The 24,066-nt window shown below is 37.9% G+C and carries 21 protein-coding genes, 1 tRNA gene and 1 pseudogene; 14 read left to right on the top strand and 9 right to left on the bottom strand.

Annotation, left to right across the window (positions count from 1 at the left end; all coding sequences use genetic code 11):
- Positions 1-81: 81 nt before the first annotated feature.
- The 10 genes from F3G69_RS05985 (at position 82) to F3G69_RS05940 (ending at position 9,002) form a co-directional block, all read left to right on the top strand.
- A complete protein-coding gene (locus tag F3G69_RS05985) occupies positions 82-384 on the top strand; it encodes an HU family DNA-binding protein (RefSeq protein WP_012001719.1) in 303 nt (100 codons plus the stop codon).
- 71 nt (positions 385-455) lie between these two features.
- Positions 456-542 (top strand) — tRNA-Leu (locus F3G69_RS05980).
- 66 nt (positions 543-608) lie between these two features.
- Entirely contained in the window at positions 609-2,378 is a 1,770-nt protein-coding gene (locus F3G69_RS05975; protein ID WP_149714681.1) for a response regulator, read from the top strand.
- A gap of 97 nt (positions 2,379-2,475) precedes the next feature.
- Positions 2,476-3,381, top strand: coding sequence for an AEC family transporter (locus F3G69_RS05970; RefSeq protein ID WP_149714680.1), 906 nt, complete (start codon positions 2,476-2,478; stop codon positions 3,379-3,381).
- Between the two features lie 62 nt (positions 3,382-3,443).
- Positions 3,444-3,698 (top strand): pyruvate kinase, encoded by a 255-nt coding sequence (locus F3G69_RS05965; protein WP_054196512.1) that lies wholly within the window; start codon positions 3,444-3,446, stop codon positions 3,696-3,698.
- 9 nt (positions 3,699-3,707) lie between these two features.
- A complete protein-coding gene (locus F3G69_RS05960) occupies positions 3,708-4,370 on the top strand; it encodes a response regulator transcription factor (RefSeq protein WP_087585790.1) in 663 nt (220 codons plus the stop codon).
- Positions 4,363-5,532 carry a sensor histidine kinase gene (locus tag F3G69_RS05955; protein ID WP_149714679.1) on the top strand — a complete coding sequence of 390 codons (1,170 nt, stop codon included), beginning with the start codon at positions 4,363-4,365 and terminating at the stop codon, positions 5,530-5,532. Before F3G69_RS05960 ends, F3G69_RS05955 begins: the two co-directional genes overlap by 8 nt.
- 125 nt (positions 5,533-5,657) lie before the next feature.
- Positions 5,658-7,133 (top strand): aldehyde dehydrogenase family protein, encoded by a 1,476-nt coding sequence (locus F3G69_RS05950; protein WP_149714678.1) that lies wholly within the window; start codon positions 5,658-5,660, stop codon positions 7,131-7,133.
- Positions 7,134-7,272: 139 nt separating this feature from the next.
- On the top strand, positions 7,273-7,974 hold the full coding sequence (locus F3G69_RS05945; protein ID WP_149714677.1) for a metallophosphoesterase: 702 nt from the start codon (positions 7,273-7,275) through the stop codon (positions 7,972-7,974).
- A 2-nt stretch (positions 7,975-7,976) separates the two neighbouring features.
- On the top strand, positions 7,977-9,002 hold the full coding sequence (locus F3G69_RS05940) for a hypothetical protein (RefSeq protein ID WP_149714676.1): 1,026 nt from the start codon (positions 7,977-7,979) through the stop codon (positions 9,000-9,002).
- 92 nt (positions 9,003-9,094) lie between these two features.
- Here F3G69_RS05940 and F3G69_RS05935 read toward each other — a convergent pair whose 3' ends face one another.
- Entirely contained in the window at positions 9,095-9,916 is an 822-nt protein-coding gene (locus F3G69_RS05935) for a YihY family inner membrane protein (RefSeq protein WP_149714675.1), read from the bottom strand.
- A gap of 3 nt (positions 9,917-9,919) precedes the next feature.
- A complete protein-coding gene (locus F3G69_RS05930) occupies positions 9,920-10,642 on the bottom strand; it encodes a plasminogen-binding N-terminal domain-containing protein (RefSeq protein WP_021090557.1) in 723 nt (240 codons plus the stop codon).
- Positions 10,643-10,755: 113 nt separating this feature from the next.
- Here F3G69_RS05930 and F3G69_RS05925 point away from each other — a divergent pair, with 113 nt between their 5' ends.
- The 4 genes and pseudogenes from F3G69_RS05925 to F3G69_RS05910 form a co-directional block, all read left to right on the top strand.
- Entirely contained in the window at positions 10,756-11,925 is a 1,170-nt protein-coding gene (locus tag F3G69_RS05925) for a peptidoglycan DD-metalloendopeptidase family protein (protein ID WP_103600124.1), read from the top strand.
- Positions 11,926-11,934: 9 nt separating this feature from the next.
- On the top strand, positions 11,935-13,302 hold the full coding sequence (mgtE, locus tag F3G69_RS05920; RefSeq protein WP_149714674.1) for a magnesium transporter: 1,368 nt from the start codon (positions 11,935-11,937) through the stop codon (positions 13,300-13,302).
- A complete protein-coding gene (locus F3G69_RS05915) occupies positions 13,287-13,871 on the top strand; it encodes an NUDIX domain-containing protein (RefSeq protein WP_149714673.1) in 585 nt (194 codons plus the stop codon). The genes mgtE and F3G69_RS05915 overlap by 16 nt, the downstream gene beginning before the upstream one ends.
- Positions 13,872-14,049: 178 nt before the next feature.
- A pseudogene (locus F3G69_RS05910) lies at positions 14,050-16,155 on the top strand (RNA degradosome polyphosphate kinase); the annotation flags it as partial.
- Positions 16,156-16,300: 145 nt separating this feature from the next.
- Here F3G69_RS05910 and F3G69_RS05905 read toward each other — a convergent pair.
- The 7 genes from F3G69_RS05905 to F3G69_RS05875 form a co-directional block, all read right to left on the bottom strand.
- On the bottom strand, positions 16,301-18,109 hold the full coding sequence (locus F3G69_RS05905; protein WP_149714671.1) for a menaquinone biosynthesis decarboxylase: 1,809 nt from the start codon (positions 18,107-18,109) through the stop codon (positions 16,301-16,303).
- A 506-nt stretch (positions 18,110-18,615) separates the two neighbouring features.
- Positions 18,616-18,750: a hypothetical protein gene (locus tag F3G69_RS09550; protein WP_262483418.1), complete on the bottom strand. Its 135-nt coding sequence runs from the start codon at positions 18,748-18,750 to the stop codon at positions 18,616-18,618.
- Positions 18,751-18,829: 79 nt separating this feature from the next.
- Complete coding sequence (gene hemC / locus F3G69_RS05895; protein ID WP_149714670.1) at positions 18,830-19,759, bottom strand: hydroxymethylbilane synthase; 930 nt, start codon at positions 19,757-19,759, stop codon at positions 18,830-18,832.
- An 8-nt stretch (positions 19,760-19,767) separates the two neighbouring features.
- Positions 19,768-20,199, bottom strand: coding sequence for an FxsA family protein (locus F3G69_RS05890; protein ID WP_149714669.1), 432 nt, complete (start codon positions 20,197-20,199; stop codon positions 19,768-19,770).
- Positions 20,196-21,896 (bottom strand): proline--tRNA ligase, encoded by a 1,701-nt coding sequence (locus F3G69_RS05885; protein ID WP_149714668.1) that lies wholly within the window; start codon positions 21,894-21,896, stop codon positions 20,196-20,198. The genes F3G69_RS05890 and F3G69_RS05885 overlap by 4 nt, the downstream gene beginning before the upstream one ends.
- Entirely contained in the window at positions 21,886-23,169 is a 1,284-nt protein-coding gene (gene hemA / locus F3G69_RS05880; RefSeq protein ID WP_072594950.1) for a glutamyl-tRNA reductase, read from the bottom strand. Before hemA ends, F3G69_RS05885 begins: the two co-directional genes overlap by 11 nt.
- Positions 23,169-24,062 carry a polyprenyl synthetase family protein gene (locus F3G69_RS05875; protein WP_103600133.1) on the bottom strand — a complete coding sequence of 298 codons (894 nt, stop codon included), beginning with the start codon at positions 24,060-24,062 and terminating at the stop codon, positions 23,169-23,171. Before F3G69_RS05875 ends, hemA begins: the two co-directional genes overlap by 1 nt.
- Positions 24,063-24,066 lie beyond the last annotated feature (4 nt).

The following is a 24,066-nucleotide window of genomic DNA, read 5'->3' as shown; positions in this document are numbered from 1 at the left end:
GAGCTAAATTTAGGGAAAAAGTATTGTATTTTTTTTTAAAAGAGTGTAATATAGCCACATAACTTCTTAAAAGGATGGTTCATGAAAAAAGCTGAATTTATTCAAGCTGTTGCCGATAAGGCTGGTCTTTCAAAAAAAGATACTCTAAAAGTTGTTGATGCTACTTTGGAGACAATCCAAGCAGTTCTTGAAAAAGGCGATACAATTAGCTTTATAGGCTTTGGTACTTTCGGTACTGCTGACAGAGCTGCAAGAAAAGCTAGAGTTCCTGGAACTAAAAAAGTTATCGACGTTCCTGCTAGCAAAGCAGTTAAATTCAAAGTTGGCAAAAAACTTAAAGAAGCAGTTGCTGCTGGTGCTGCTAAAAAAGGTAAAAAGAAATAATTTCTTTTTAGGGGAGCAAGTCTCCCCTTTTTTCTTTCTTCTCACAAATCTAAAATTTCAATCTTAACTTAGCCCGAGTGGTGAAACTGGTAGACGCGCCAGACTCAAAATCTGGTAAGGGCAACCTTGTGTCGGTTCGAGTCCGACCTCGGGCACCATTATACGTCTAAATACTTTCTAAATTTATCCGATATTATCTGCAACATCTTTAAAAAGGATTTTAGATGAATATTACACCTTTAAAATATAACTTTATAAATTTAAAAGATTTAGAAAATCCTACAGATATGCTCCATACCTTTAAGGATAAACAAGGTTTAGAGATAAATAACGAACAAATTTCAAATTTAAAAGAAAGTATCAAAGCAAGCAAAGTTATAAACATCACTGATTTCGAGATCAAAGAGCAAAACAGATACAAAATCCTACAAAAAGTAGAAGAAATTTTAAATAACTACTCAAAAAATCTCATCTACAGCAACAATAAAATTTACTCCGATGAGCTTTCTAAAGGCTATCATTTTAATGAAAATGCCTACTTTAAAAATATAAAAGCTTCAGATAGTAGCAGCATGCTATCTACACTAAAAAGTGGATACTTAGAAAATACAAAATTTAAAAATTTAAACGATTACGCTTATTCAAACACTCTAAAAACAAAATATGGAGAAGCAGAAGTATTTTTAGATATTTACGGCGATAACGATAAGCTTGGCACTACAAAATTAGAAAATAATAGCTATCTTTTTAGCTTTGATAGCAACAATGACGGCGTGCTAGATCAAAAAGATATACTCTTTGATAAGCTAAAAGTAAGAGGTTATGACAAAGACGGAAATGAAAAAATAGCAAATTTAAGCGATGTAATGCCAAGGGTTGATCTTAGGCAGTTTATCAGCACAAATGTCATAAATCACAACCAAATAAAAAGAGAAGAGCTAAATCGTAAAGCAACGATCACAAATAATCCCGATCTTTACGTGGATACAAAAGATATTGATTATAGGCACTCTTACTACGCCTCAGATCCAAATACTTTGTTCGCTGCAGAAAACAGATATGAAAAGATAGAGAAAAATGATATAAATAATTTCTTTAAAAAATATGCCCAAAAAGATGACTGGGTCGACCTAAGACACAATAATATCTTTGGCAAAGATAGCTCTTTTAAAAATTTTGCCTATCTTAAAGTGGGCTTTGATGATACCGCAAGATTAAGCGAGTTTAATCCGATCATTGAGCCAAGTAAAGATTACAAAAAAGATGAAAATTTCTCATATACAAAATTTCAAAAAGATAGTTTTATGAAATTTTACAAAGATTATAACGCTGAGTTTGACGCATATAATAAAATGATAGAAAATCTTGGCAATAATTTAAAGAAATTTGAAGAAAATGCAGACGCTTATATATCAAAGCTTGAGAAGACGAAATCAGCCAAAATGATCGCAATGGAAAATGAATTTAAGCAAGCAACTGGACTTGAGTTTAGTATCTCAAATTTAAAAAAGGTAAAAAAGGCTTTTATAACAAATGAAGCCACAGCTGCCGCATCTTTGCAAGATAGCGATAGCGTCATAGCTATGAAGCTAAACAAAGACGGCACCATAAGGCTAAAATTTGACAGTGGCAGAGAGATAGACGTAAAAGAGCTTTATAACGATACTGGCAAGCTAAACACATCAAGCGAGCTAAAAACTAGTATAAATTTAGAGGCAAAAGAGATGAATAATGTGCAGCTAAATAGCTTGGATTTTAAAGATATTGGCTTCATGCAAGGTGATAAAATCGTAAGTCTAAAAGATGCCGGAGCGATCGCTATTGCCAATCTATCTAATAAATTTGAGAGTAAATTTTTAATCAGTCTAAATAATGGCAAAAGCATATCTACAAGAGAAATTTATAATATCAGCTATCTTGAAAACGATTTAAAGAGTAAAGAAAAGATAGATGAGAGAGATAAATTTTATAAAAAGGTTGATATTAAGGTATAAATTTTGAGAGCAAATTTTAAAAAAGGTTTATTGTAATTTAATCTTATGGGTCCTATAATCAATTTTCCGTAAAAATTTAGATTTAAAAGAGAATGCTATGAACTTCACTCCACTTTTTGCAATTTTTTTCATAATCGCAACTGGTTTCTTTGCTAAAAAAGTCGGCATTGTTGAACAAAAGCACTCGATCCCATTTGTGGATTTTGTCCTTTGTTTTGCAATGCCTGCGCTAATCTTTGACAAAATTTATCACGTAAACGTCGATGTTTCGCTTATAAATACAATTTTAATTGGCTTTGGTTCAACAGCTATCAGCGCTGTCATGGCATTGGTGCTTGGTAAGATTTTTAAATTTACTAAAGTAACAACTGTTAGTATGGTCATGTTAAGCCTTTTTGGTAATACCCTATTTGTCGGTATGCCTGTCATTCAAGGCTTCTTTGGCGATGCGATGGTAAATGAAGTCATCTTTTACGATCAAATAGCCACTGGTATCCCACTTTCGATCCTTGGGCCACTTATCCTCTCTTTTGCTGCACCAGAAAAGGTTTCGCTATTTCAAAATACGATGAAAATTTTAAAATTTCCACCATTTATCGCGCTTATTATGGCTCTTATCTTAAAAGAAGTCCCACTTCCAGATTTTATCTTTGCGCCACTTAGGATGTTTGAAGGCAGCGTCACTCCAGTGGCACTTTTTGCGATCGGTGTTGGTCTTAACTTTAGCAGCATCACAAGCTCATATAAAGGCGTTAGTGTCGTGCTTTTGTGTAAGATGATCTTGCCAGCTATCGTATTTTTCATCATATTAAAATTTTCAGGTATCCAGATGAGCAAAACTTGGGTCGTTGGTCTCTTTCAATGTGCGATGCCAACATCAGCTCTTGCAAGTGCGATGGTCATAAAAGCTGGCCTTGATAGCTCGCTAGCCATCTCATCAGTGGCCATAGGCGTGCTGTTTTCATTTATCACGCTTCCAGTTATCTATTTTGTATTTGCATAAATTCACGCTCACTTCACACTAATGAGATAGTATTTCATCATATTTCATTTAAAGGAGACGTTATGAAGAAATTACTACTAGTTGCACTTGGTGCTATGTTTATGCTTGGTGGTCTTGCAAATGCTACTGAAATGATGAAAAAAGATGACATGGGTAAAGACGAGATGATGAAGAAAGAGCAGATGATGAAAGATGACATGGGCAAAAAACCCATGATAAAAAAAGATGAAATGAAAAAAGATGACATGGGCATGAAAGACGAAATGAAAAAAGACGACATGGGTATGAAAAAAGACGAAATGAAAAAAGGTATGTAAAGGTGCTTGATGGTTAGAATTTTGCTCGTTGAAGATGATGAAATTTTACTTGATCTCATCAGTGAGTATCTAAGCGAAAATGGCTATGAGGTCACTACTTCAGATAATGCCAAAGAAGCGCTTGATCTCGCCTACGAGCAAAATTTCGACCTGCTTATACTTGACGTCAAACTCCCACAAGGAGATGGCTTTTCACTTCTTTCTTCCTTAAGAGAGCTAGGTGTTAGCGCACCTAGCATCTTTACCACCTCGCTAAATACCATAGACGATCTTGAAAAAGGCTACAAAAGTGGCTGCGACGACTATCTAAAAAAGCCATTTGAACTAAAAGAGTTACTCATACGTATACAAGCGCTTCTAAAGAGAAATTTCTCACATCACAGTGGCGATGCGATCAAAATTTCAAGCGAATTTAGCTTTCATCCACAAAGCAAAACACTAAGCAAAGATGGTAAAAACGTAAATATCTCTAGTAAAGAGAGCGACCTACTCGCCCTATTTTTGCAAAACAAAGGCAAAATTTTAACCAAAGATGAAATTTTTAATAAAATTTGGAAATTTGACGAGGAGCCAAGCGAGCTTAGCCTTCGTGTCTATATCAAAAATTTACGTCAAATTTTAGGCAAAGATGCCATTTTAAATAGGCGTGGGGACGGCTATGTCTATGTCTGAAAAGACGCAAATTTTATTTAAAATTTTATCCCTTTATCTTGTTAGCACTGTGCTATTTTTAGGATATTTTTTCATACATGATTATAAAAACAAAAAAGAAACGCTCATTTTAAACGAGGTAAAGTCTTTAAAAGAGATAAAAATGGGCATTTACATGAAAGCTAGAATGAATGGACTTGATTCAATTTCAAGTCTAACAAAAGAAAAAGGCGTGCATGCTTGCATCGTGTTAAAAAATGGCGAGAAAATTTATAAAGACTTTGACTGCCAAAAGATCGACAAAAGCAAAAATGTAAATTTGATCGGCGGCAAGGTCGCGATATTTGAAAAGATCCAGTACATGGACGACAACACTACAGACGAGCTCTCATACGCAGATATTTTTCTAGTTGGTAAAGATATCAAGGCTGAAATTTTATCTTTACAAATTTCAACCACGCTAAAGGCGCTCTTTTTCTTTTTTGCCCTACTCTTTGTCGCCTTTTACCTAGCAAAACTAAGCCTAAGACCGCTTTATGAAAAGATAGATACGCTAAACCGCTTTATAAAAGACTCAACACACGAGATAAACACGCCTCTAAGCGTCATCTCGATGAGTATAGAAACAGCCGATCTTGACAACCTAAATGAGCGAAATTTAAAGCGTTTTAACAATATCAGCCTTGCCGCAAAGAGCCTAAATAACATTTATGACGCGCTCGTTCATCTAAGCTTTAACCTAGATAAGCCTAGCAAAAAAGAGCTCATAGATCTAAATTTGCTAACCACACAAAGACTGAACTATTTCTCGCCATTTTTTGCCAAACGCGGACTTGAGATAGATACTAGCCTAAAGCCAAGCTTTATAAATGCAGATCTTGGGGATGTGAGCAAAATTTTAGATAATCTCCTAAGCAATGCCGCAAAATACGCAGCGCAAAATTCAGAAGTACGCATCGTTTTAGAGCCAAATTTCTTTAGCATAAGCAACCTTGGCATTGGTATCAGCAAAGAGCAACAACTACAAATTTTTGATCGCTACACGAGATTTAACGACGATCAGGGTGGCTTTGGCATAGGACTAAGTCTAGTAAAAAGCTGCTGCATAAAAAATGGCATAGATGTAAAATGCCAAAGCGAACTTGGCAAAGAAACTACTTTTTCACTTTCTTGGAAAGACTAAACCCAAAATTTCTCATATTAGATAATAAATTTTATTAAAAAAGATAATTTATAGCAAAAATTTATTTTTGATAAATTTTATTAATATTATAATCCTTTTACAAAATCTTAATCGAGGAGAAAAGTATGAAGTTACTAGAAAAATATGGGCTTTTCATAAATGGTGAGTGGCGTGACGCAAAAGACGGCACTACCCTTGATGCTAAAAATCCAGCAAACGGCGATCACCTTGCAAAGATCGCAGATGCGACTGAAGAAGATGTAAATGACGCAGTTCGTGCTGCACGTGAGGCTTTTAAGAAATTTAAACACACTACAATTAGCGAGCGAGCAAAACTGCTAAACAAGATCGCTGATATCATTGATGAGCACAAAGAGCACCTCGCAAAAGTTGAGAGCATGGACAACGGCAAGCCGATCCGTGAGACGCTAAATGTCGATATCCCTTTTGCAGCCGAGCATTTTAGGTACTTTGCTGGCGTTATCATGGGTGAAGAAGGCAGTGCAAACGTACTTGATGAGAAGCAACTCTCTATCGTTTTACGCGAGCCACTAGGCGTCGTAGGTCAGATCGTACCTTGGAATTTTCCATTTTTAATGGCAGCTTGGAAGCTAGCTCCAGTGATCGCAGCAGGCGATGCGAGCGTATTTAAACCTTCAAGCGAGACAAGTCTAAGCGTGCTTGAACTATTTAGGCTGATAGATAAAATTTTGCCAAAAGGTTTAATAAACATCGTAACTGGCAAAGGTAGCAAGAGCGGCGAGTGGATCAAAAACCACCCAGGCCTTGACAAGCTAGCATTTACCGGCTCAACAGAGATCGGCCGTGATATCGCCATAGCAGCAGCTAGACGCATCATCCCGGCCACACTTGAGCTTGGCGGCAAAAGCGCAAACATCTTCTTTAGCGACGCAAATTTAGACAAGGCACTTGATGGTCTTCAGCTTGGAATTTTATTTAACCAAGGTCAAGTTTGCTGCGCAGGGTCTAGAATTTTCGTAGAAGAGAGCTTTTATGACAAATTTATCGAGGCTGCTGTTAAGAAATTTAGCACTATAAAAGTTGGCGATCCGCTTGATCCTAACACTCAAATGGGCTCACAGATCAATAAAAAACAAGCCGAGCAGATCTTAGAGTACGTCGAGATCGGCAAAAAAGAAGGTGCAAAAGTAGCAGTCGGTGGCAAAGCCTACACCGCAAATGGTTGCGACAAGGGCGCATTTGTCGAGCCAACACTGTTGGTTGATGTGACAAACGATATGAGAGTGGCTCAAGAAGAAATCTTTGGACCAGTTGGCGTTGTCATCAAATTTAAAGATGAAGCCGAGCTTATCAAAATGGTAAACGATAGCGAGTATGGCCTAGGTGGCGGAATTTTTACTCAAGACATCACAAAAGCTCTAAGAGTTGCAAGGTCTATGGAGACTGGCAGAGTCTGGGTCAATACTTATAATCAAATCCCAGCAGGAAGCCCATTTGGCGGATATAAAAACTCAGGAATCGGCCGCGAGACACACAAGATCATACTTGAACACTACACTCAGATGAAAAATATCATGATCGATCTCACCGGCAAGGTCAGCGGATTTTACGCACAATGATTTTAGGGAGCTTAGGCTCCCTACTGCTTTAAATTTCTAAATTTAACCTTTTAAATTTAACCCTTTTCTAAATTTATCATCAAACAACAACCTTCATTTTTAAGCTTAATAGACTAAAATTTGGCACAAAGGAGAAAATTTGAGCGAGCAAATTTATATTATAGGCGATGTGCACGGCTGTTTTAATACACTTTTAAAGCTCATTGATCAGTTTCCAAACAAAGAAAAATCACAAATTTGCTTTGTAGGAGATGTGATAGATAGAGGGCCTTGTAGCTGCGAGACAGTCGAGCTAATCATACAAAATAATTATAAAATGGTAATGGGAAATCATGAGCGAAGGCTGCTAAGCAACAAAGATTTCTTTTTAAAAAACAAAATACCATTTGATACAAGTTGGTTTTACAATAATGGCGGCGAAGAGACATACAGATCATATCTAATTCAAAGCATAAATTTCAGAGAAAAACACATAGAATTTTTAGAGAGTATCCCAGTATATTTAGAGTTTAAAAACCACAAAAACCAAAATGGCGAGCATTTGGTCGTTTCGCACTCGGCCGTTGGCAAATTTTGGACTTTAAGAGATGATGATAGTTCAAGAGATGAGTTTAGAAGGCATGTACTATCAGGCAGAGGCGATATGATACAAGTTGAAGGCATATTTAATGTCTATGGTCACACGCCAGTGCGCGAGGCTAAGCTCTATACAAATAGCGTAAATATCGATACGGGATGTGTTTTTAATGAAGAGGGATATGACAAGCTAAGTGCCTTAGAATTTCCATCGATGAAAATTTATACGCAAAAAAATGTTGAAAATTTTAATAAACAAGGATAAAAATGTGGTTTTCTAAAAAGAGCTCTAGTTTTGCAAGCAGAGTTAATAAATTTTGGAGCGAGTTTGGCAAAAATTTAGACGCCATCAAACAAAATTTAGAAGATAAAAATTTTGAAGCTGCAAGCAAAATGACCGAAGAAGCGCTAAATTTATGTTTAGTTGATCCAACTTTTATGATAGGCCTTATTGATGGAAAGATCGATCTGGTACTCACTCCAGAAGGACTTAAACATAGGCTTTTGTGGCTTAAATTTATAAAATCGCGCATGCCAAAAGAGTATGAGGCAAAGCTTACTTGCACACTTGGCAAACCACGTGCACCACGAAACGTCGCTACTATACAGATGTATGGCGTAAGCGTTGATGCAAATGAGGTCATGGTCTATGCAAATTTCAACGACAAAAGTGTAGATATGTGCCTATATAACGAGACTCTAAGCAAGCTTAAAAGCGAAGATGAAAATAAGGCTTATACATTATCGCTCATACTTTGTGACAACGTAGTTGGCGAGATGATTATGATAAATATGCTTGGAGAGTTTGAGATAATAGACGAGCCAAGAGAAAAAGGCGTGCCGCTGATCGACTTTGCCGATCTTATAGATGAGAAATTTGGTAAAGAAGCCTCAAACGAGCCGCTTAAGAATTTTATGGTCTATGAGCTAGAGCCTCGTTCAAATAAACTACGTGACGACGTTTTTACAGGATATACATCTCTTAGTGAGCTACTAAACGAGTACTACGACGGTATAAGCGATACCTATAACGAAGCTTTTGAACTTGGCATAAATTTTTGCTTTTTAGCCATATCTCACAGTGGCGACATACAATTTGGCGTTGATAGCAAAAACAAAATTTCAGATGCGCTAAAAGAGAGTGAAATTTGCGAGATCATAGGTGAAGCAAATGGCGAGATGAGATCTTATATAGATCTTATCTGCTTTGACAAATATGAGCTAGAGAAAAAGGCTAAAGAATTTAGTAAAGAGCTTGGCGTAAAGATAGAAATTTGCGAGTTTAAACGTTGATTTTACATAAGATTTTACATAAAATAATACAAATCACGCTAGCTGGTAAATTTTTATAAAAATAGATTGCCAGCTGGTACTAACTATTAAATTTATCTTTTAAATTTTGAGCTGTTTGAGAGATAAGCACAAAGCTTTAGCCCATATAAAAAGATGATCCACGATATATAGATCCAGACAAAAAAGAAAAGTACGGCTGAAAACGAGCCATAAACGCTTAGATAGGTTTTATTATAAAGGACATAATAGACAAAGGCCGACTTGCCAATATACCAAACAAGCGAGGCGACAAATGAGCTAAAAAATGCGCTCTTAAATTTTATCTCGTCATTTACTGAGATGAGATATGTGACACAAAATATCGCCCAGATGATGAGGTATGGAAAGATACTTAAGAAATTTATCGAGCTTGTGATCACGTTTGAGTTTAGCATCTCTTGAATGAGACTTGAGAGATAAAAACTACCAGCAAGACCAAGTGGCGCAAGCGTGATAAGCGTCCAATACGAGCTAAGTGCTGACCAAAATCCTCTAGCCTTATTTGCACGTGTCACTTTTAAAACTACATACTCGTAGTCACTAAAAAACATAGCCGATGTAAATATCATGGCCACAAAGCCCACCAAGCCTAAATTTCCGCTATTTTGTAAGAAATTTTGCAAATAGTTTGAGATGATCTCTTGGTTGCTTGGCAAAAGAGCTGAAAATATAAAATCTTGAATCTTGGCGTAATATTCCTCAAAGCTAGGCAGTTTTGTAAAGATAGAAAACGATATAAGAAGTATTGGAATGATCGATAAAATCGTATGAAAACTAAGGCTTGAGGCATAGTGAAAGAGCTCTTTGTCCTTAAGCGTTGGGAGTAAATTTAAAAACTCCTTTAAATTTTGCTTACTTAAGGACAAACGGCTCATTTATCAGTTGTCTTCTTCAAAAAGTTTTTCATAGTGAGCATCGTAGTTGTTGATGTGCTCACTATTTAGCTTCCAAAACACAGTGTCTATATCGCTAACTCTTGTATAAAATGGCAGCTGATAGTACTCAACCTCGCCACTTTTAAATTCTTTTAGTACTTTAAAGCTTTGGCAATCAGCAAAAACGCTTCTGCCATCCATCGCTACGAAAATTAGACCAGCTGCACTTTGAGCACACATTTTTCTAAAGTCATCTCTGCTTGGATTTGGCTTGTATTCGTAGCTTAGATATGCTCCTATAATATCTGGGTGGATAAATATCATATTTGGAAACGCAGATGTGATCTCTTCGTAAATTTCTTTATTTGGCACGATGATTAATGAGCGGTTATAAAGATAGTTTAGCACGACCATATCACCATTTGCAGGTGCAATGCCTGGAAGTGGGAGCGCCTTTTGCTCAAGCAGATCAAACACCTCAAATCTAATCTTAGCAAAGCCAGAATTTTTTGAGATAACACTAACTCTTGCGATGATAGAGCTATCAGTATCAAATTTATGAAGCACGACACCACTTGAGCCGATTAAAATTTCTGGACTATCAACTATCGTCGCTGTGCCATCACTATCGACGCTAATTATAGGAGTTCTATACTCATTTAAAGAAAAATCAGCCCCAAAAGCAAAGCCAAAAACTAGCGATAAAATCACAAATATACGTTTCAAATATATCTCCTAAGTTTAAATTTTTAGAGCGATTATAGCCTAAAATGCTTTATCTTTTGCAAAATTAAAGCAAGTTTTAGTTAAAATCCCACCAGCTTTTTAAAAGGACATTAATGCCTCGTATTTTTATAATTTTTGCAATATTATCTATAAATTTATACGCTATAAAGCCAAGTGTCGACGAGCTTAGCTGGCCAAATGGAAGTAACTTCTTAAATTTCTTAGAGACAAACAAAATCCCACTTTCACTTTACTATAACTTAGCAACCGAAGATCAAGAGCTAACAGAAGAGATCATCGCTGGTACAAAGTATCAAATTTATAAAGACGACAACGGCAACACCAAACAAGTGCTAATCCCTGTTAGCGACGAGCTTCAAATGCATATTTTTAGAGATGACAATGATAAATTTAAGCTCGAATTTCTTCCTATCTCTTATCAAAGCGAGGATAAATTTTTAGCTTTAAAGGTGGACAAATCAGTCTCTGAAGACATTTTTGACTACACTGGCTCTGGCACACTAGCTCTTGGCTTTAAAGAAATTTTTAAAGGAAGTGGCATTGATTTTAAAAAGATAAATAAAGGCGATACGATTGCTATCGTTTATAATCAAAAAATACGCATGGGCCGCTCTTTTGGCACTCCAGAAATTTATGCTGCGATGATAGAAACAAAAAATAAACGATATGTTATGTATAAATTTGAAGATAAATTTTATGATAAAAACGGCAAGAAAAATGATAAATTTTTACTAGTCCGCCCTCTTGCAAACGCTAGAATCACATCAGCTTTTACTCTAAAAAGATGGCACCCTATTCTCCAAAGATATAGAGCGCATCTTGGCGTTGACTACGGTGCTCCAAAAGGCACACCTATCAAGGCAGCAGGCGATGGTACGGTTAAATTTGTCGGACAAAAAAGCGGATATGGAAGAACTGTCATCATCTCTCACGCTGGTGGCTACGAGACACTTTATGCTCACCTAAATGGCTTTGCTAAAGGCATGAAAGGTGGTTTAAAAGTCAAGCAAGGTACACTTATAGCCTACGTTGGCACAAGTGGTATGAGTACAGGACCACACCTGCATTTTGGTCTTTATAGAGACAATAAGCCTATCAATCCAGAAAGTGCAATAAAGGTTGTTAAAAGCCTAGAAGACAAGAAAGAATCAGCTAAATTTAAAGCAGTTGTCAGCAAAAATGATGAGCTAATAAAAAATGCTTTAAGCAATGAAAAAGAGTATCACAAAGTGGAATTTTTTCCTAATGTAATAGAATTTTAAAGGTAAAACTTGAGCCAAGAACTAGAAGAAGCAAAAGAGCTAATAGATCAGCATTTAAATGAAAATTTAGAAGATAATGAACTCTCACCTTATGAGCTAGCCCAACACCTAAAAACACTTAAAAAGCACGACGAGGAGCTCTTTGCTCACTATCTTGAGAAGCTAGATCCTGAAATTTTAGGTGATGTTGCTATTGAGCTACCTGATCACATGCTAAAAGACGTGATCGACACACTCCCAGCCGAAAAGATCGTAGAAGCACTTGAAGAACTAGAGAGTGATGATGCGACTGATTTGCTTCAATACATCGAGGACATTGACGAGGATAAAGCTAGAGAGCTTTTTAACGAGCTTGATAGAGAAAACCAAAATGAAATTTTAAGACTTAGAAGCTACGAAGAAGATAGAGCCGGTGCGCACATGCAAACAGAGCTTTTTTCGGCTCACCTTGAAGAAAAGCTTGGCAATGCAGTAGCAAGACTTAGACGAGAAAAGCAAGAAGGTAAGTTAGAAAATATCTCACAGCTTTTTATCATCGATAAAAATGGAGTTTTACAATATGCTATTCCGCTTGAAGATCTTATACTTTTTGATTTTACAAAGACGCTAAAGCAAAATATTGAGTCAGCGCAGATTGATCACTACAAGCCACATGTTGCAAATGATATGGACCTTATGCAAAATGTCGCTGATATGTTTCAAGAGTACGATCTAAACGTTATTGCAGTTACAAGTAGCACTGGAATTTTGCTTGGTCGTATCACATCTGATGATATTCACGACTACATCCAAGAGAGTGCAACTGAGCAAATTTATAACCTAGCCGGCGTTGATGACGAGTCAGAAGAGGACGATACGCTTTTTAAGGCTGGTCGTGGTCGTGCGGTTTGGCTTGGTGTAAATTTACTAACAGCTCTTTTTAGCTCGTCTATAATCGGACTTTTTGACGAGACAATAGCAGCCTACGTCGCTCTTGCTGTTTTAATGCCAATAGTTGCGTCAATGGGTGGGAATACCGGCACACAAGCGCTTACCGTTACGGTTCGCCGTTTGGCACTTGGTGAGATCGAGTTTAAAGATGCCAAAAATGTCTTAAAACGCGAGGTTAGTATTTCACTCATAAATGGACTAATCTTTGGTGTGGTAATGGGTATAATTGCCTCTGTTTGGTTTGACAAAGGTATGCTTGGCGTTGTTATCGGGCTTAGTATGGTTACAAATTTATTCTTTGCTGGTTTTTTTGGCACGATCATACCTTTGACGCTAAGGCGCTTTAACATAGATCCTGCAGTCGGCTCAGCCGTCATTCTTACTACTTTTACTGATGCGATAGGATTTTTTAGCTTTTTAGGACTTGCGAAATGGATACTACTATAACTAATTTAGAAATTCTGCCTCTTGGCGAGTCAAAATACCTAAAGCCATTTAAGATGAAATTTATGCAAAATGGCGTCCAAAGAGATTGGGACTGCGTAAAAGTGATGAATAGCGTTAGTATTTTTTTATATCACGAGCAAAAAGATGCCTTTTTATTTGTCAAGCAGTTTCGCCCAGCTGTTTGGTACTCACAAGAGAAAGAAGGCATCAAAACAAATGAGCAAGGCTTTACTTACGAGCTTTGCGCAGGGCTTATGGATAAAGGACTAAGCGAAGAGCAAACAGCTAGAGAAGAAGCGATCGAAGAAGTGGGCTATGAGCTAAAAGAGACAGAGCGTATCACGATGACATACGGTGCTTTTGGCTTTGGAGGCAACACACAAACGATGTTTTACGCAAAGATCGATGAGAGCATGAAGGTAAATTCTGGTGGTGGCGTCGATGGCGAAGATATAGAGCTTGTTTTCATAAAACGAGAAGACATGATGAAATTTGCCTTTGACGAGAGCAAAGTCAAGGGCTTTGGGCTTATCTTTGCTTATTTGTGGTGGGAGAAATTTAAAAGCTAAAACGATATCTTTTTAATAAGTGCAAAAACAACGACTGCCACTAAAAAGATACCAACCAATATCACATAATCAGACATAACAAGCCTTTAAATTTAAATTTTGGCTTATTGTAACCAAAAATTTAAATAAAGTAAGAACTTTATAACCGCATATATCATAAAATAACTCAAAAACACACAAGGAGAAGATGATGAGCGAAAATGAAACTCTTTTTATAAACCGAGAATTAAGCTGGCTACGCTTTAATTCAAGGGTACTCGCTCAGTGTGAAAAGGAAATCCCTTTACTTGAAAAGCTAAAATTTATAGCCATTTATATGACAAATCTAGACGAGTTTTATATGATCAGAGTCGCTGGCTTAAAGCAACTTTTTGCAGCTGGAGCTACTACAAGCAGTGGCGATGGCATGAGCCCACTTGATCAGCTAAGAGAGATTAGAAAATATCTACAAAATGAGCAAAATTTAGTAGAAGATCACTATAAAAAAACAGTAAATGCTCTTAGCAAAGAGGGGCTTTTTATAAAAAATTATGACGAGCTTGATGATAGCTTAAAGCAAAAGTGCGACGAATACTTTTTCTCAAATATCTTGCCAGTCATCGTGCCTATCGCTGTCGATGCAACTCACCCATTTCCGCATCTAAACAACCTTAGCTTCTCGCTTGCAGTTAAGCTTGCTGATATTGAGCATCCAGAAATTTTAAAATACGGCATGATAAGAATTTCAAGAGTCTTGCCACGTTTTACACAGCCAAGTAGCAATGTTTTTGTGCCGATTGAAACGATCGTACATCGCCACGCAGAAGAAATTTTCCCAGGATATAAGCTACTTAGCTCAGCTGCTTTTAGAGTGACAAGAAACGCTGATATCGTCATCGAAGAAGAAGAAGCGGATGATTTTATGATGATACTTGAGCAAGGGCTAAAGCTTCGCAGAAAAGGGGCTTTTGTTCGTATGCAAATCGATAAAAACGTAGACGCTGATATCTTGGACTTCTTAAATTTTCATATGAAAATTTTTCATAAAGATGTCTATTTTTCAAGCATTCCACTCACTCTTAGCTCGCTTTGGGAGATAGCTGGAAGTAAAAATTTTACCCACCTAGCAAATACCCCTTACGTTCCAAAGACACTACCGCCATTTGGCAATGGTATCTCGGTATTTGACGCCATAGATAAAGAAGATGTGCTCTTAGTGCATCCATTTGAGAGCTTTGATCCAGTCGTTAGCTTTATAAAAGAAGCCAGCAAAGATCCAAAAGTTATATCTATTCGAATGACACTTTATAGAGTCGATAAAAGCTCACCAATAATTCAAAGTCTAATAGACGCCGCAAGTGATGGCAAACAAGTAACTGTGATGGTTGAGCTAAAAGCAAGGTTTGATGAAGAAAATAACCTGCACTGGGCAAAGGCGCTTGAAGACGCTGGAGCGCACGTGATATACGGTATCACAGGCTTTAAGGTGCATGCAAAAGTTAGCCAGGTCATTCGCCAAATCGGTGATAAGCTTAAATTTTATATGCACTTTGGCACAGGCAACTACAACGGCAGTTCGGCTAAAATTTATACCGATGTGAGCCTATTTACGAGCAAAGAAGAATTTAGCCAAGATACGACTTCGTTTTTTCATATCCTCTCAGGATATAATAAAAATCGCCGTTTAAACGCTCTTAGCATGTCGCCTTTTCAGATAAAAGAGCGCATTATCGAAAAGATAAGAGTAGAGGCGAGCAAAGGCAGCGAGGGTAGGATTATTGCCAAAATGAATGCACTAATCGACGAAGATGTGATAAATGAGCTTAGCCGCGCATCAAACGCAGGCGTGAAGATCGATCTTATAGTTCGTGGTGTGTGCGGACTAAGGCCTGGCATAAAAGGCAAAAGCGAAAATATAAAAGTTCGCTCAATAATCGGCAAATACTTAGAGCATGCTAGAATTTTATACTTTAAACATGCTCAGCCAAAAATTTACATCTCAAGTGCTGACTGGATGCCAAGAAATCTAGAGCGTCGCTTGGAGCTTATGACGCCTATCTTTGAGCCAAGACTTCAAGAGAGGTTGCTTGAAATTTTAGAGCTTCAGCTAAGCGATAACGACCTAGCTTTTGAGCTACAAAATAGCGGTGAATACGTAAAAGTAGCAAGAGGTGAAAATGAAAAAGTAATATCTTGCCACGAAGTTTTGGAAAATTATATATCTAAAATTTATAAATCCGTAAAAAAAGATACAGATAAAGCAAAAGCCGATATGCTCGCAAGCAAACTCTTAAAAGAGAGCTAAAAACAAATTAAGCTTTTAGACTAGGTCTAAAAGCTATTTTGTAATCAGTATAAAAAACACTAGCATTTGATTAAGCAAGTCTTATTAAAAATTTCAAATTCGCAGCAAAAAGCAAAATTTATAAATTTACTTGAGCCCCTCAAAGCTAGCCAAATATTTCAAATTTTTTAAATAGCTCTGGCTCATCTTTTACTATACCGCGCTTAACTAGATCAGCAACTACTTCGCGATCACAATCTGTTTGAAGCGGCCAGCCTCTAGTATATCCTTCGCGCTCATCTTTGCTAGTGGCATCTACGCAGAAATTTTCACCATCTATGAAAATATCACGCAAAGCATCGATATTATTTGTCACACGCCAAAGTAGCATATATGGGTTTTCAAGGTGATTTTGCATATCCACAACGATAAGGAGTTTAAAAAATTCTCTAAATGTCAAAAGCTTGTCAAAAAGCTCTTTTACCACACAATCTTTTTCAAATTTCACCACACAAATAGGCGTTTTGGTATCCGTTTTAAACTGCTTAAGCTCTTTTACATTTGGTGCAACGCTTTGAAATTTAGCCAACAGCTCATCATCGTTTAAAAGCTTTGGTATAAATTTACAAAAATCCTGCGTTGCATCTACGCCGAGTTTGCCGCCAAAACACGAATTTGGACTAGCATGATCAAGCTGATCGCACACACCTTGGCTTATTAGCACACTCTGGCTACCAAAACGATTTAAAACAAAGCTAGTAAATTCATCATAATCTTTAAGCTCAGGCGCATCGGCTCCAACAAAAATAGCATGTTTTACAAAGCTCATCTGCCCAACGCCCCAAAATGCGTGCATAGCCTGCTTTGCATGAGCTGGATAGAGCGTATTTATCTTGGCTAAGATTAGGTTGTGAAAGACGCCGTTTTCAGGCATGTTATAGTCCAAAAGCTCAGGCACGGTCGTTCGCAAAAGCGGCAAGAAAATGCGCTCGGTCGCCCAGCCCATATATTTATCCTCAAGTGGCGGCTTTCCAACCACAGTCGCATGAAATACCGGTTCACGCTTGCTAGTTATCGCCGTTACATCCATCACCGGAAAAGGCTCGATAGGAGTATAAAAGCCAGTATGATCGCCAAATGGCCCCTCAAGCTCGCTCTTAGTCGTATCCACAAAGCCTTCTATCACGTAGTCTGCATCATGCGGGACGTAAATTTCATTTGTTAAGGATTTTACAAGTTTGGCTGGCTCTTTACGGATAAAACCATAAAGCAAAAGTTCAAAAATTCCCTTTGGAAGCGGTGCTTGCCCACACCAAATATAAAGTGGATCACCGCCAATGGCTACTGAAACTGGCATTTTTTTGCCTGCACGCTTGTACTCGTGAAAGAAATTTGCACCGTCTTTGTGGATCTGCCAGTGCATGCCAAGGCGGTTTTTGTCATAAATTTGTAGGCGGTACATACCTAAATTTTGCAAAGCGCCATCCAAACTTTGCGTATAAACCTGCCCCATCGTAATAAAAGCGCTACCATCATATGGCCATGTCTTTAGCGCAGGTAGGCTCAAAAGATCAGCCTCCTCACCTATAAATTTTACCTGCTGGCACTCGCCCTCACCTTTTAGCCTTTTAGTAAAAATTTTTCTCATATTAAAAAGATAGGCTAAAAAATCAAGCTTTTCTTTGAAATTTTCAGGTTTTTTGGGCTTTAAAAGCTTTTCTATCTCGGCTGCGATCTCATCAGGATTTAGCCCAAAGATAAGCTCAAGTGCACGTTTTGAGCCATAGATATTTGTAAGCACTGGGGCAAATTTATGCCCAGTTTTTTTACAAACTGGGTTTGCAAAAAGTAGCGCTTGCGAGCCCTCACGCTTGACCTCAATATAGCTAGCGTGTGCGATCTCAAGATCAATATCTGTTGGCTCATCGATAACACGAAGTAGATTATTTTCTTTTAAAAGCTTGATGTAGTCCATATTTCGCCTTTTTGATTTTTGGGCGATTTTAGCCAAAAATAGCTGAAAAAGGCGAAGCAAAGCGGGTATTTATTATTTGCCGCACGCACCGATAGCTATCAGAGTATCCGATCGCTGTTTCGGACGCAGTCTTTGCGATATTGCCTCGCCGTTTAAATAGACACAAGCACTAAATTTATACTCCATTGTCATAACGTCCGCAAACTAGTGCTCAACGCACAGCCACACATGGCCGGCATACTTATGTCTTTTCAAAGTAATTCATTGCAAATTTTTTGTTAGGTTAAACACTAGATGGCATCACAGTTTTGAAAACGGCAGTAAATTTTGTAAATTTAATCTTTTTTGCAAATTGATTAAATTTATAGCTACTCTAACAACTCGCCAAATGTCTCTTTGCTATATTTTATAAAACGCTCACCAAGCTTAACATCCTCAATATCAACGCAAATGCGGCTATCTTGCACCTCAAAAATGATAGTTTTATCAGTGATCTTTACTCGTTTTCAGGCGTTGTAGCAAATATCGCCATTACACTCTGCATATAGGCCGTTTATGTTGGCGTTTTCGTCGTCATCTTTTTTGAGTCTGATCGGTCTTTGAAAGATTATGTAGTTTATAGCCCTATTTACCCTCTGCAAGACCGATCATATAGTAGTTGTCTTTGCTATTTTTGGTTGCGCTTAGGGCTTTTGCTTTAAATTTTAGCTCAAACACACTCTAAGCCATCTCTTCAGCGCGTTTTAAAAGCTCTTTTGCCCCTTTTTCTATAAATTTATGAGCTAGCTCCTTACCAACGCTTTGAAATTTATCTTTGCTGACCTTTAAGCTATCTTTTATAAACTCGCTTCCATCAGGTAGACCAACGATCGCATCGATAGAAATTTCATCATCTTTTAGCCTTGCGCTTATGCCAATTGGTACCTGACATCCGCCCTCCAAAACGCTTACAAAATCACGCTCTATGGTCGTTTCTATAACCGCATTTTCGTCGTTTAAAAAAAAGATCTCATCTAAAATTTTCTTCTCATCTCTAGCCTCTACCCCAAGAGCACCCTGCCCCATTGCAGGTATCATCTCGTCAAAGCCAAATGTGTAGATGTGCGCCACTTCAGCCTTGATATTTAAGCGATTTATGCCAGCCATCGCCAAAATAATCGCGTCGAATTCACCCTCTTTTAGCTTTCTAAGTCTAGTTTGCACATTTCCACGAAGCGAGATAATCTCAAGATCAGGCCTCATGATAAGTAGCTGCATCTTGCGGCGTAGGCTCGTTGTGCCAACTTTCGCGCCATGTGGCAAGTCGCTAAATTTAGCAAATTTCTCGCTTATCATCGCATCTCTTGTATCCTCGCGTGAGCAAATCGCTGCTAGTTTAAGTCCTTTTGGAAAGACTACTGGCACGTCCTTTAGGCTATGCACCGCAATGTCAGTCTCGCCTTTTAGCATGCTATCTTCAAGCTCTTTTGTAAAAAGCCCTTTGCCTCCGATCTTTGCAAGCGGCGTATCAAGGATCACATCGCCCTTTGTCTTCATGCCAACAAGCTCAACTTTTATATCATTATGTTTTGATTCTATTCTAGCTTTGATATGCTCGCTTTGCCAAAGCGCTAAGATACTCTTTCTGGTTGCTATTTTTATCTCTTTCATCATCTCTCCTAATTTACTCTTTTTGGCTCTTCTATGACCTCAACATCGATAATCTCGCCATCATCTTTTTTAGTGCCATGCTCGCTAAAATTTTGAAATTTAAACTCCTGATAGCTCTCGTTTTTGGCTGCATTTTTCTTAAACACTAAAGAAAAAACGATTACAGCTATGCCAAAAATATCTGTTAAAATTCCTGGTAGAAACAAAAGCATTCCACCAAGGCTAAGCCCTAACTGGCTAAATAAATTTCCACCAAGAAAGCTTTTAAACGCCACTTGAGGCGAATTTAGACTAGAAAATCCAGCATTTAAAAGAAGTGCGATACCCACAAATCCAGAAACAAGCACCTCAAGAAAATAGTTCAAAAAACCAAATTTATTAACAAAAACGTATATGAGCGCCGCCTCTATGATAAAAAACAAAAATGCAAAAAATCTCATAAGCTTTCTTTTATCTTTTTAAAGGCTTCGTTTACGCCGATCGTTTCTTTGCTTAAACCATCTCTTGTTATAAACTCAACCTTGCCATTTGCAAATTCTTTACCCACAAGCAGCGCATAAGGGAAGCCGATGAGTTCAAAGTCATTCATCTTAACGCCAAATCTCTCGTTTCTATCATCGATGATGACGCTAACGCCAGCTTTTTTAAGGCTCTCATAAAGCTCAAATGCAAATTTTACGCCCTCTTCATCTTTTAAATTTGAAATGATGATCTCCACATCAAACGGCGCGCACTCTTTTTTCCAGATGCAGCCCTTCTCATCGTGGCTAGCCTCTATCATTACGGCAATCAGCCTGCTGATACCGATGCCATAGCAACCCATCAAAAATGGCTTAGCCTTACCGTTTTCATCAAGATATGTCGCATTCATCGCAGCTGAATATTTATCGCCTAGCTGAAAGATATGACCGACTTCTATACCCTTACTAAGTTTTAAATTTCCGCCACACTCTGGGCATTTATCACCCTCTTTTACCTTTACAAGGTCTTTAAATCTCTCTTCGTTAAATCCGCTAACACTAACGCCAACGAAGTGGTAATCCTTTTCGTTGGCACCACATATCATATTATTTGCACCTTTTAGCTCGTTATCTATGTAAAATTTCACATCCTTTAGCCCAACTGGTCCACAAAATCCAGCTACTAAGCCAGCTTTTATAATCTCTTCTTCGCTAGCATCGACAAGTTCAAGTGCCTTGCAAGCATTTTGTGCCTTTGTCTCTTGAAGCTCGTCATCGCCTCTTACAAAAAAGACTACAACCTCTTCTTTGTCTTCATAAATAGCTTTTTTAATGACAGCTTTTATGCAGTAAAATTCGCTAACTTTGAAAAATTCTGCCACACCTTTTATAGTCTTTGTATCTGGCGTTTTAAATTTAGCCGCGTCAGCCTCTGGCGCTTCAGTATCGGTTGTTCTAGCTTTTCTTCTAGCAGCCTCTATATTTGCAGCGTATTTGCAAGCCTCACAGCAAAGGATGTCATCTTCGCCATTACTTGCAAGCACCATAAATTCTTTACTACCACTGCCACCGATAGCTCCACTATCAGCCTCAACGGCTCTAAAATTTAGCCCCAGACGAGTGAAAATTTTACTATAAGTTGCCTCCATAAGGTCAAACTCACGCTTTAGATCCTCTTTGCTAGAGTGAAAGCTATAAGCATCTTTCATTGTAAATTCTCGTCCTCTTAGCAAGCCAAAGCGTGGTCTTGCTTCGTCACGAAATTTAGTATTTATCTGGTATAAATTTAGTGGTAGCTGCTTATAGCTAGTCACCTTGCCACGCACCAAAGCAACGGCTGCCTCTTCGTTTGTAGGGCTTATAACAAAGTCATTTTCTTTTCTATCTTTAAAGCGTAAAAGCTCCTTGCCAAAGACGTTGTAACGTCCACTTTGCTTCCAAAGCTCACCTGAAGTAACCACGCTAAAGCTCACCTCTAGCGCCCCAGCCTCATCCATCTCCTCTCGTGCGATACGAGAAATTTTATCGTGCATGATCTTTCCAAGCGGTAGATAGTTATAAAGACCAGAGCCTATTTGCTCGACAAATCCACCTCTTATTAAAAATTTATGACTTGGCAAAGAGGCGTCTTTTGGCGCTTCTTTGGTCGTTGGTGCATAAAATTTACTAAATCTCATCTATATCTCCCACTTGAAAATTTTGCTCTTCTTTTATATCAAATAAAAATCTAACTCCATTTGAAAGCTCGCTAGATCTCTCCTCGTCCGCAAGGCTTTTTAGCTTCATCGTTGGCTGATGTAAAAATGCTTTAAAAACTTGATGAATGAGCTTTTGTGCCTCCTCATAATCACTATGCTTTAAATATCCTTTTTTTATCGCTTTTTCTAGCTCATTTTTAGCGCAAATTTCAGCTTGTTTGCGGATCGATTTTATGAGTGGCACACTCATATCTTCTTTTAAAATTTTTAGAAATTCACTTGTGCCTTGACCTACGATCGAATAAGCCTTTTGTGCCTGCTCCTCTCTTAGAGCTAAATTTTTCCTTACTATCTCCTCTAAACTATCGACCGTATAGACACTAATAAATTCTGTATTTATAAGATCAATATCCCTTGGCACGGCAATATCAAAAAAGTATCTATGAAATTCTCTTGGTTCGATTATGGCGTTTGTGATGATCGCGTGCGGGGCTGCGGTGCTTGAAAATATCAGATCGTAATTATTTACATACTCTTTTAATTTTAAAATGCTATCCCAGCTCGCGTTATCTCCTAGACTATCAACTAGCTGCTCAACACGCTCGGAGCTTCTGTTTATGATGATGACTTCTGCGCCACTTGAGATTAGGTGTTTTGCCGCTAGCTCGCCCATTTCGCCAGCTCCTACAACGATAGCAGTTTTTCCTTCAAGCGTACCAAAAATTTCTTTTGCTTTTGCCACAGCAACGCTTGAAACAGAGATCGGGTTTTTAGAAATTTGAGTTTCATTTCTAACTTTAGCAGCACATTTACATGCATAGTGGATGATTTTACTGATTTGTTCGCCGCAAGCTGAGCTATCGTAAGCAAATTTAAAAGCATTTTTTAGCTGACCAACGATCTGTGTTTCGCCGACAACTAGGCTATCAAGCGAGCTTGCCACGGCAAAGAGGTGGTGCACAGCTCCGCTATCTTCATAGATGTCAGCCCTCTCATAAAGCTCATCTTCAAAAACACCTGAAAATACAGACATGCATCTAAACGCATGCGTCGTTGCACTTTCTAGATCACTAACGCTTGCAATTATCTCGACGCGGTTGCATGTGTTTAAAACCATACATTCGTTTATACTTTTGTTTGATCTTAGTAGTTTTAAAATTTGCTCTTTTTTCTCATCGCTATCGAATGCAAGCTTTTCTCTGACTGAAATATCAGTATTTTTATATGTAAAACTTATATCTAAATAGTGCATTAAAATTCCCTATCTATCATGCTTTTTATGATCCCTTCAAGCTCGGCGTTTTTATACTCTTTTATCGATTCTATCGCTTCATTTCCAAGCCTTTTTGCTTCATTTACTGCTTTTTGAAGCGAATTTGTCTTAACAAATTCCTCTTTTAGCCATGAAATTTCGCCCGCGTTTAGCTTCTTTGACCAAAGCGATTTAAGCTTTGTCTTACCAGCTTCGTCTAAGCTCTTATAAAGATAAATGTAAGGAAGTGTAGTTTTTCCTTCGACAAAGTCATTGAGTGCTGGCTTGCCAAGCGTTTTCTCATCTTGAGTTATGTCTAATATATCATCAACGATCTGAAACGCAAGGCCTAAATTTTTGCCATAAATTCCAAATTTCTCACTATCTTTGCCAGCTAGCTTCGCCCCACAAATAGCCGTGGCTTCTATCAAAACAGCTGTTTTATAATAGATCATTTTTAAATATTCTTGCTCATTTTCATTAAAATTTTCAGCCATTTTTACATCCATCATCTCGCCGATACTTAGCTTGCTTACTGCGTCTGAAATGATAGCCGCGATGCTTGGATCAAATTTTGTAAGCTCAAAATAGGCCTTTGAGTAGAGAATATCACCTAGCATGACTGAGTTTTTACTGCCAAAAAGTGCGTTTATGCTTGGTTTGCCGCGTCTTATATTTGCCTCGTCTATGACGTCGTCGTGAAGCAAGCTTGCAAGATGAATGAGCTCGATGATAGCGCAAAGCTTAAGAGAAATTTCACTTTCTCCTGCGATCTTTAAAAGAAGTTTTGAGCGAAGCTTTTTGCCTGAGCTTATCTTTAAAAACATCTCAAACGCCTCTTTGTAGCCAAGCTCGCTTATAAATTTACCCATTATTTCATCGATTTTATCCATTTTT

Source organism: Campylobacter concisus (assembly GCF_902460625.1).
Taxonomy (GTDB): Bacteria; Campylobacterota; Campylobacteria; order Campylobacterales; family Campylobacteraceae; genus Campylobacter_A; species Campylobacter_A concisus_AD.
Note: the sequence above shows the minus strand (reverse complement) of the source record. Positions and strands in the feature narration are given on the sequence as shown.

What these genes read in the sequence shown, in the direction of transcription:
- F3G69_RS05950 (WP_149714678.1), top strand. Translation starts at nt 5,658, where the DNA reads ATGAAGTTACTAGAAAAATATGGGCTTTTCATAAATGGTGAGTGGCGT.
- F3G69_RS05985 (WP_012001719.1), top strand. Translation starts at nt 82, where the DNA reads ATGAAAAAAGCTGAATTTATTCAAGCTGTTGCCGATAAGGCTGGTCTT.
- hemA (WP_072594950.1), bottom strand. Translation starts at nt 23,169, where the DNA reads ATGCACTATTTAGATATAAGTTTTACATATAAAAATACTGATATTTCA.
- F3G69_RS05935 (WP_149714675.1), bottom strand. Translation starts at nt 9,916, where the DNA reads ATGAGCCGTTTGTCCTTAAGTAAGCAAAATTTAAAGGAGTTTTTAAAT.
- F3G69_RS05940 (WP_149714676.1), top strand. Translation starts at nt 7,977, where the DNA reads ATGTGGTTTTCTAAAAAGAGCTCTAGTTTTGCAAGCAGAGTTAATAAA.
- F3G69_RS05960 (WP_087585790.1), top strand. Translation starts at nt 3,708, where the DNA reads ATGGTTAGAATTTTGCTCGTTGAAGATGATGAAATTTTACTTGATCTC.
- F3G69_RS05915 (WP_149714673.1), top strand. Translation starts at nt 13,287, where the DNA reads ATGGATACTACTATAACTAATTTAGAAATTCTGCCTCTTGGCGAGTCA.
- F3G69_RS05905 (WP_149714671.1), bottom strand. Translation starts at nt 18,109, where the DNA reads ATGGACTACATCAAGCTTTTAAAAGAAAATAATCTACTTCGTGTTATC.
- F3G69_RS05955 (WP_149714679.1), top strand. Translation starts at nt 4,363, where the DNA reads ATGTCTGAAAAGACGCAAATTTTATTTAAAATTTTATCCCTTTATCTT.
- F3G69_RS05925 (WP_103600124.1), top strand. Translation starts at nt 10,756, where the DNA reads ATGCCTCGTATTTTTATAATTTTTGCAATATTATCTATAAATTTATAC.
- F3G69_RS05965 (WP_054196512.1), top strand. Translation starts at nt 3,444, where the DNA reads ATGAAGAAATTACTACTAGTTGCACTTGGTGCTATGTTTATGCTTGGT.
- F3G69_RS05890 (WP_149714669.1), bottom strand. Translation starts at nt 20,199, where the DNA reads ATGAGATTTTTTGCATTTTTGTTTTTTATCATAGAGGCGGCGCTCATA.
- hemC (WP_149714670.1), bottom strand. Translation starts at nt 19,759, where the DNA reads ATGAAAGAGATAAAAATAGCAACCAGAAAGAGTATCTTAGCGCTTTGG.
- F3G69_RS05970 (WP_149714680.1), top strand. Translation starts at nt 2,476, where the DNA reads ATGAACTTCACTCCACTTTTTGCAATTTTTTTCATAATCGCAACTGGT.
- F3G69_RS05975 (WP_149714681.1), top strand. Translation starts at nt 609, where the DNA reads ATGAATATTACACCTTTAAAATATAACTTTATAAATTTAAAAGATTTA.
- F3G69_RS05885 (WP_149714668.1), bottom strand. Translation starts at nt 21,896, where the DNA reads ATGAGATTTAGTAAATTTTATGCACCAACGACCAAAGAAGCGCCAAAA.
- F3G69_RS05875 (WP_103600133.1), bottom strand. Translation starts at nt 24,062, where the DNA reads ATGGATAAAATCGATGAAATAATGGGTAAATTTATAAGCGAGCTTGGC.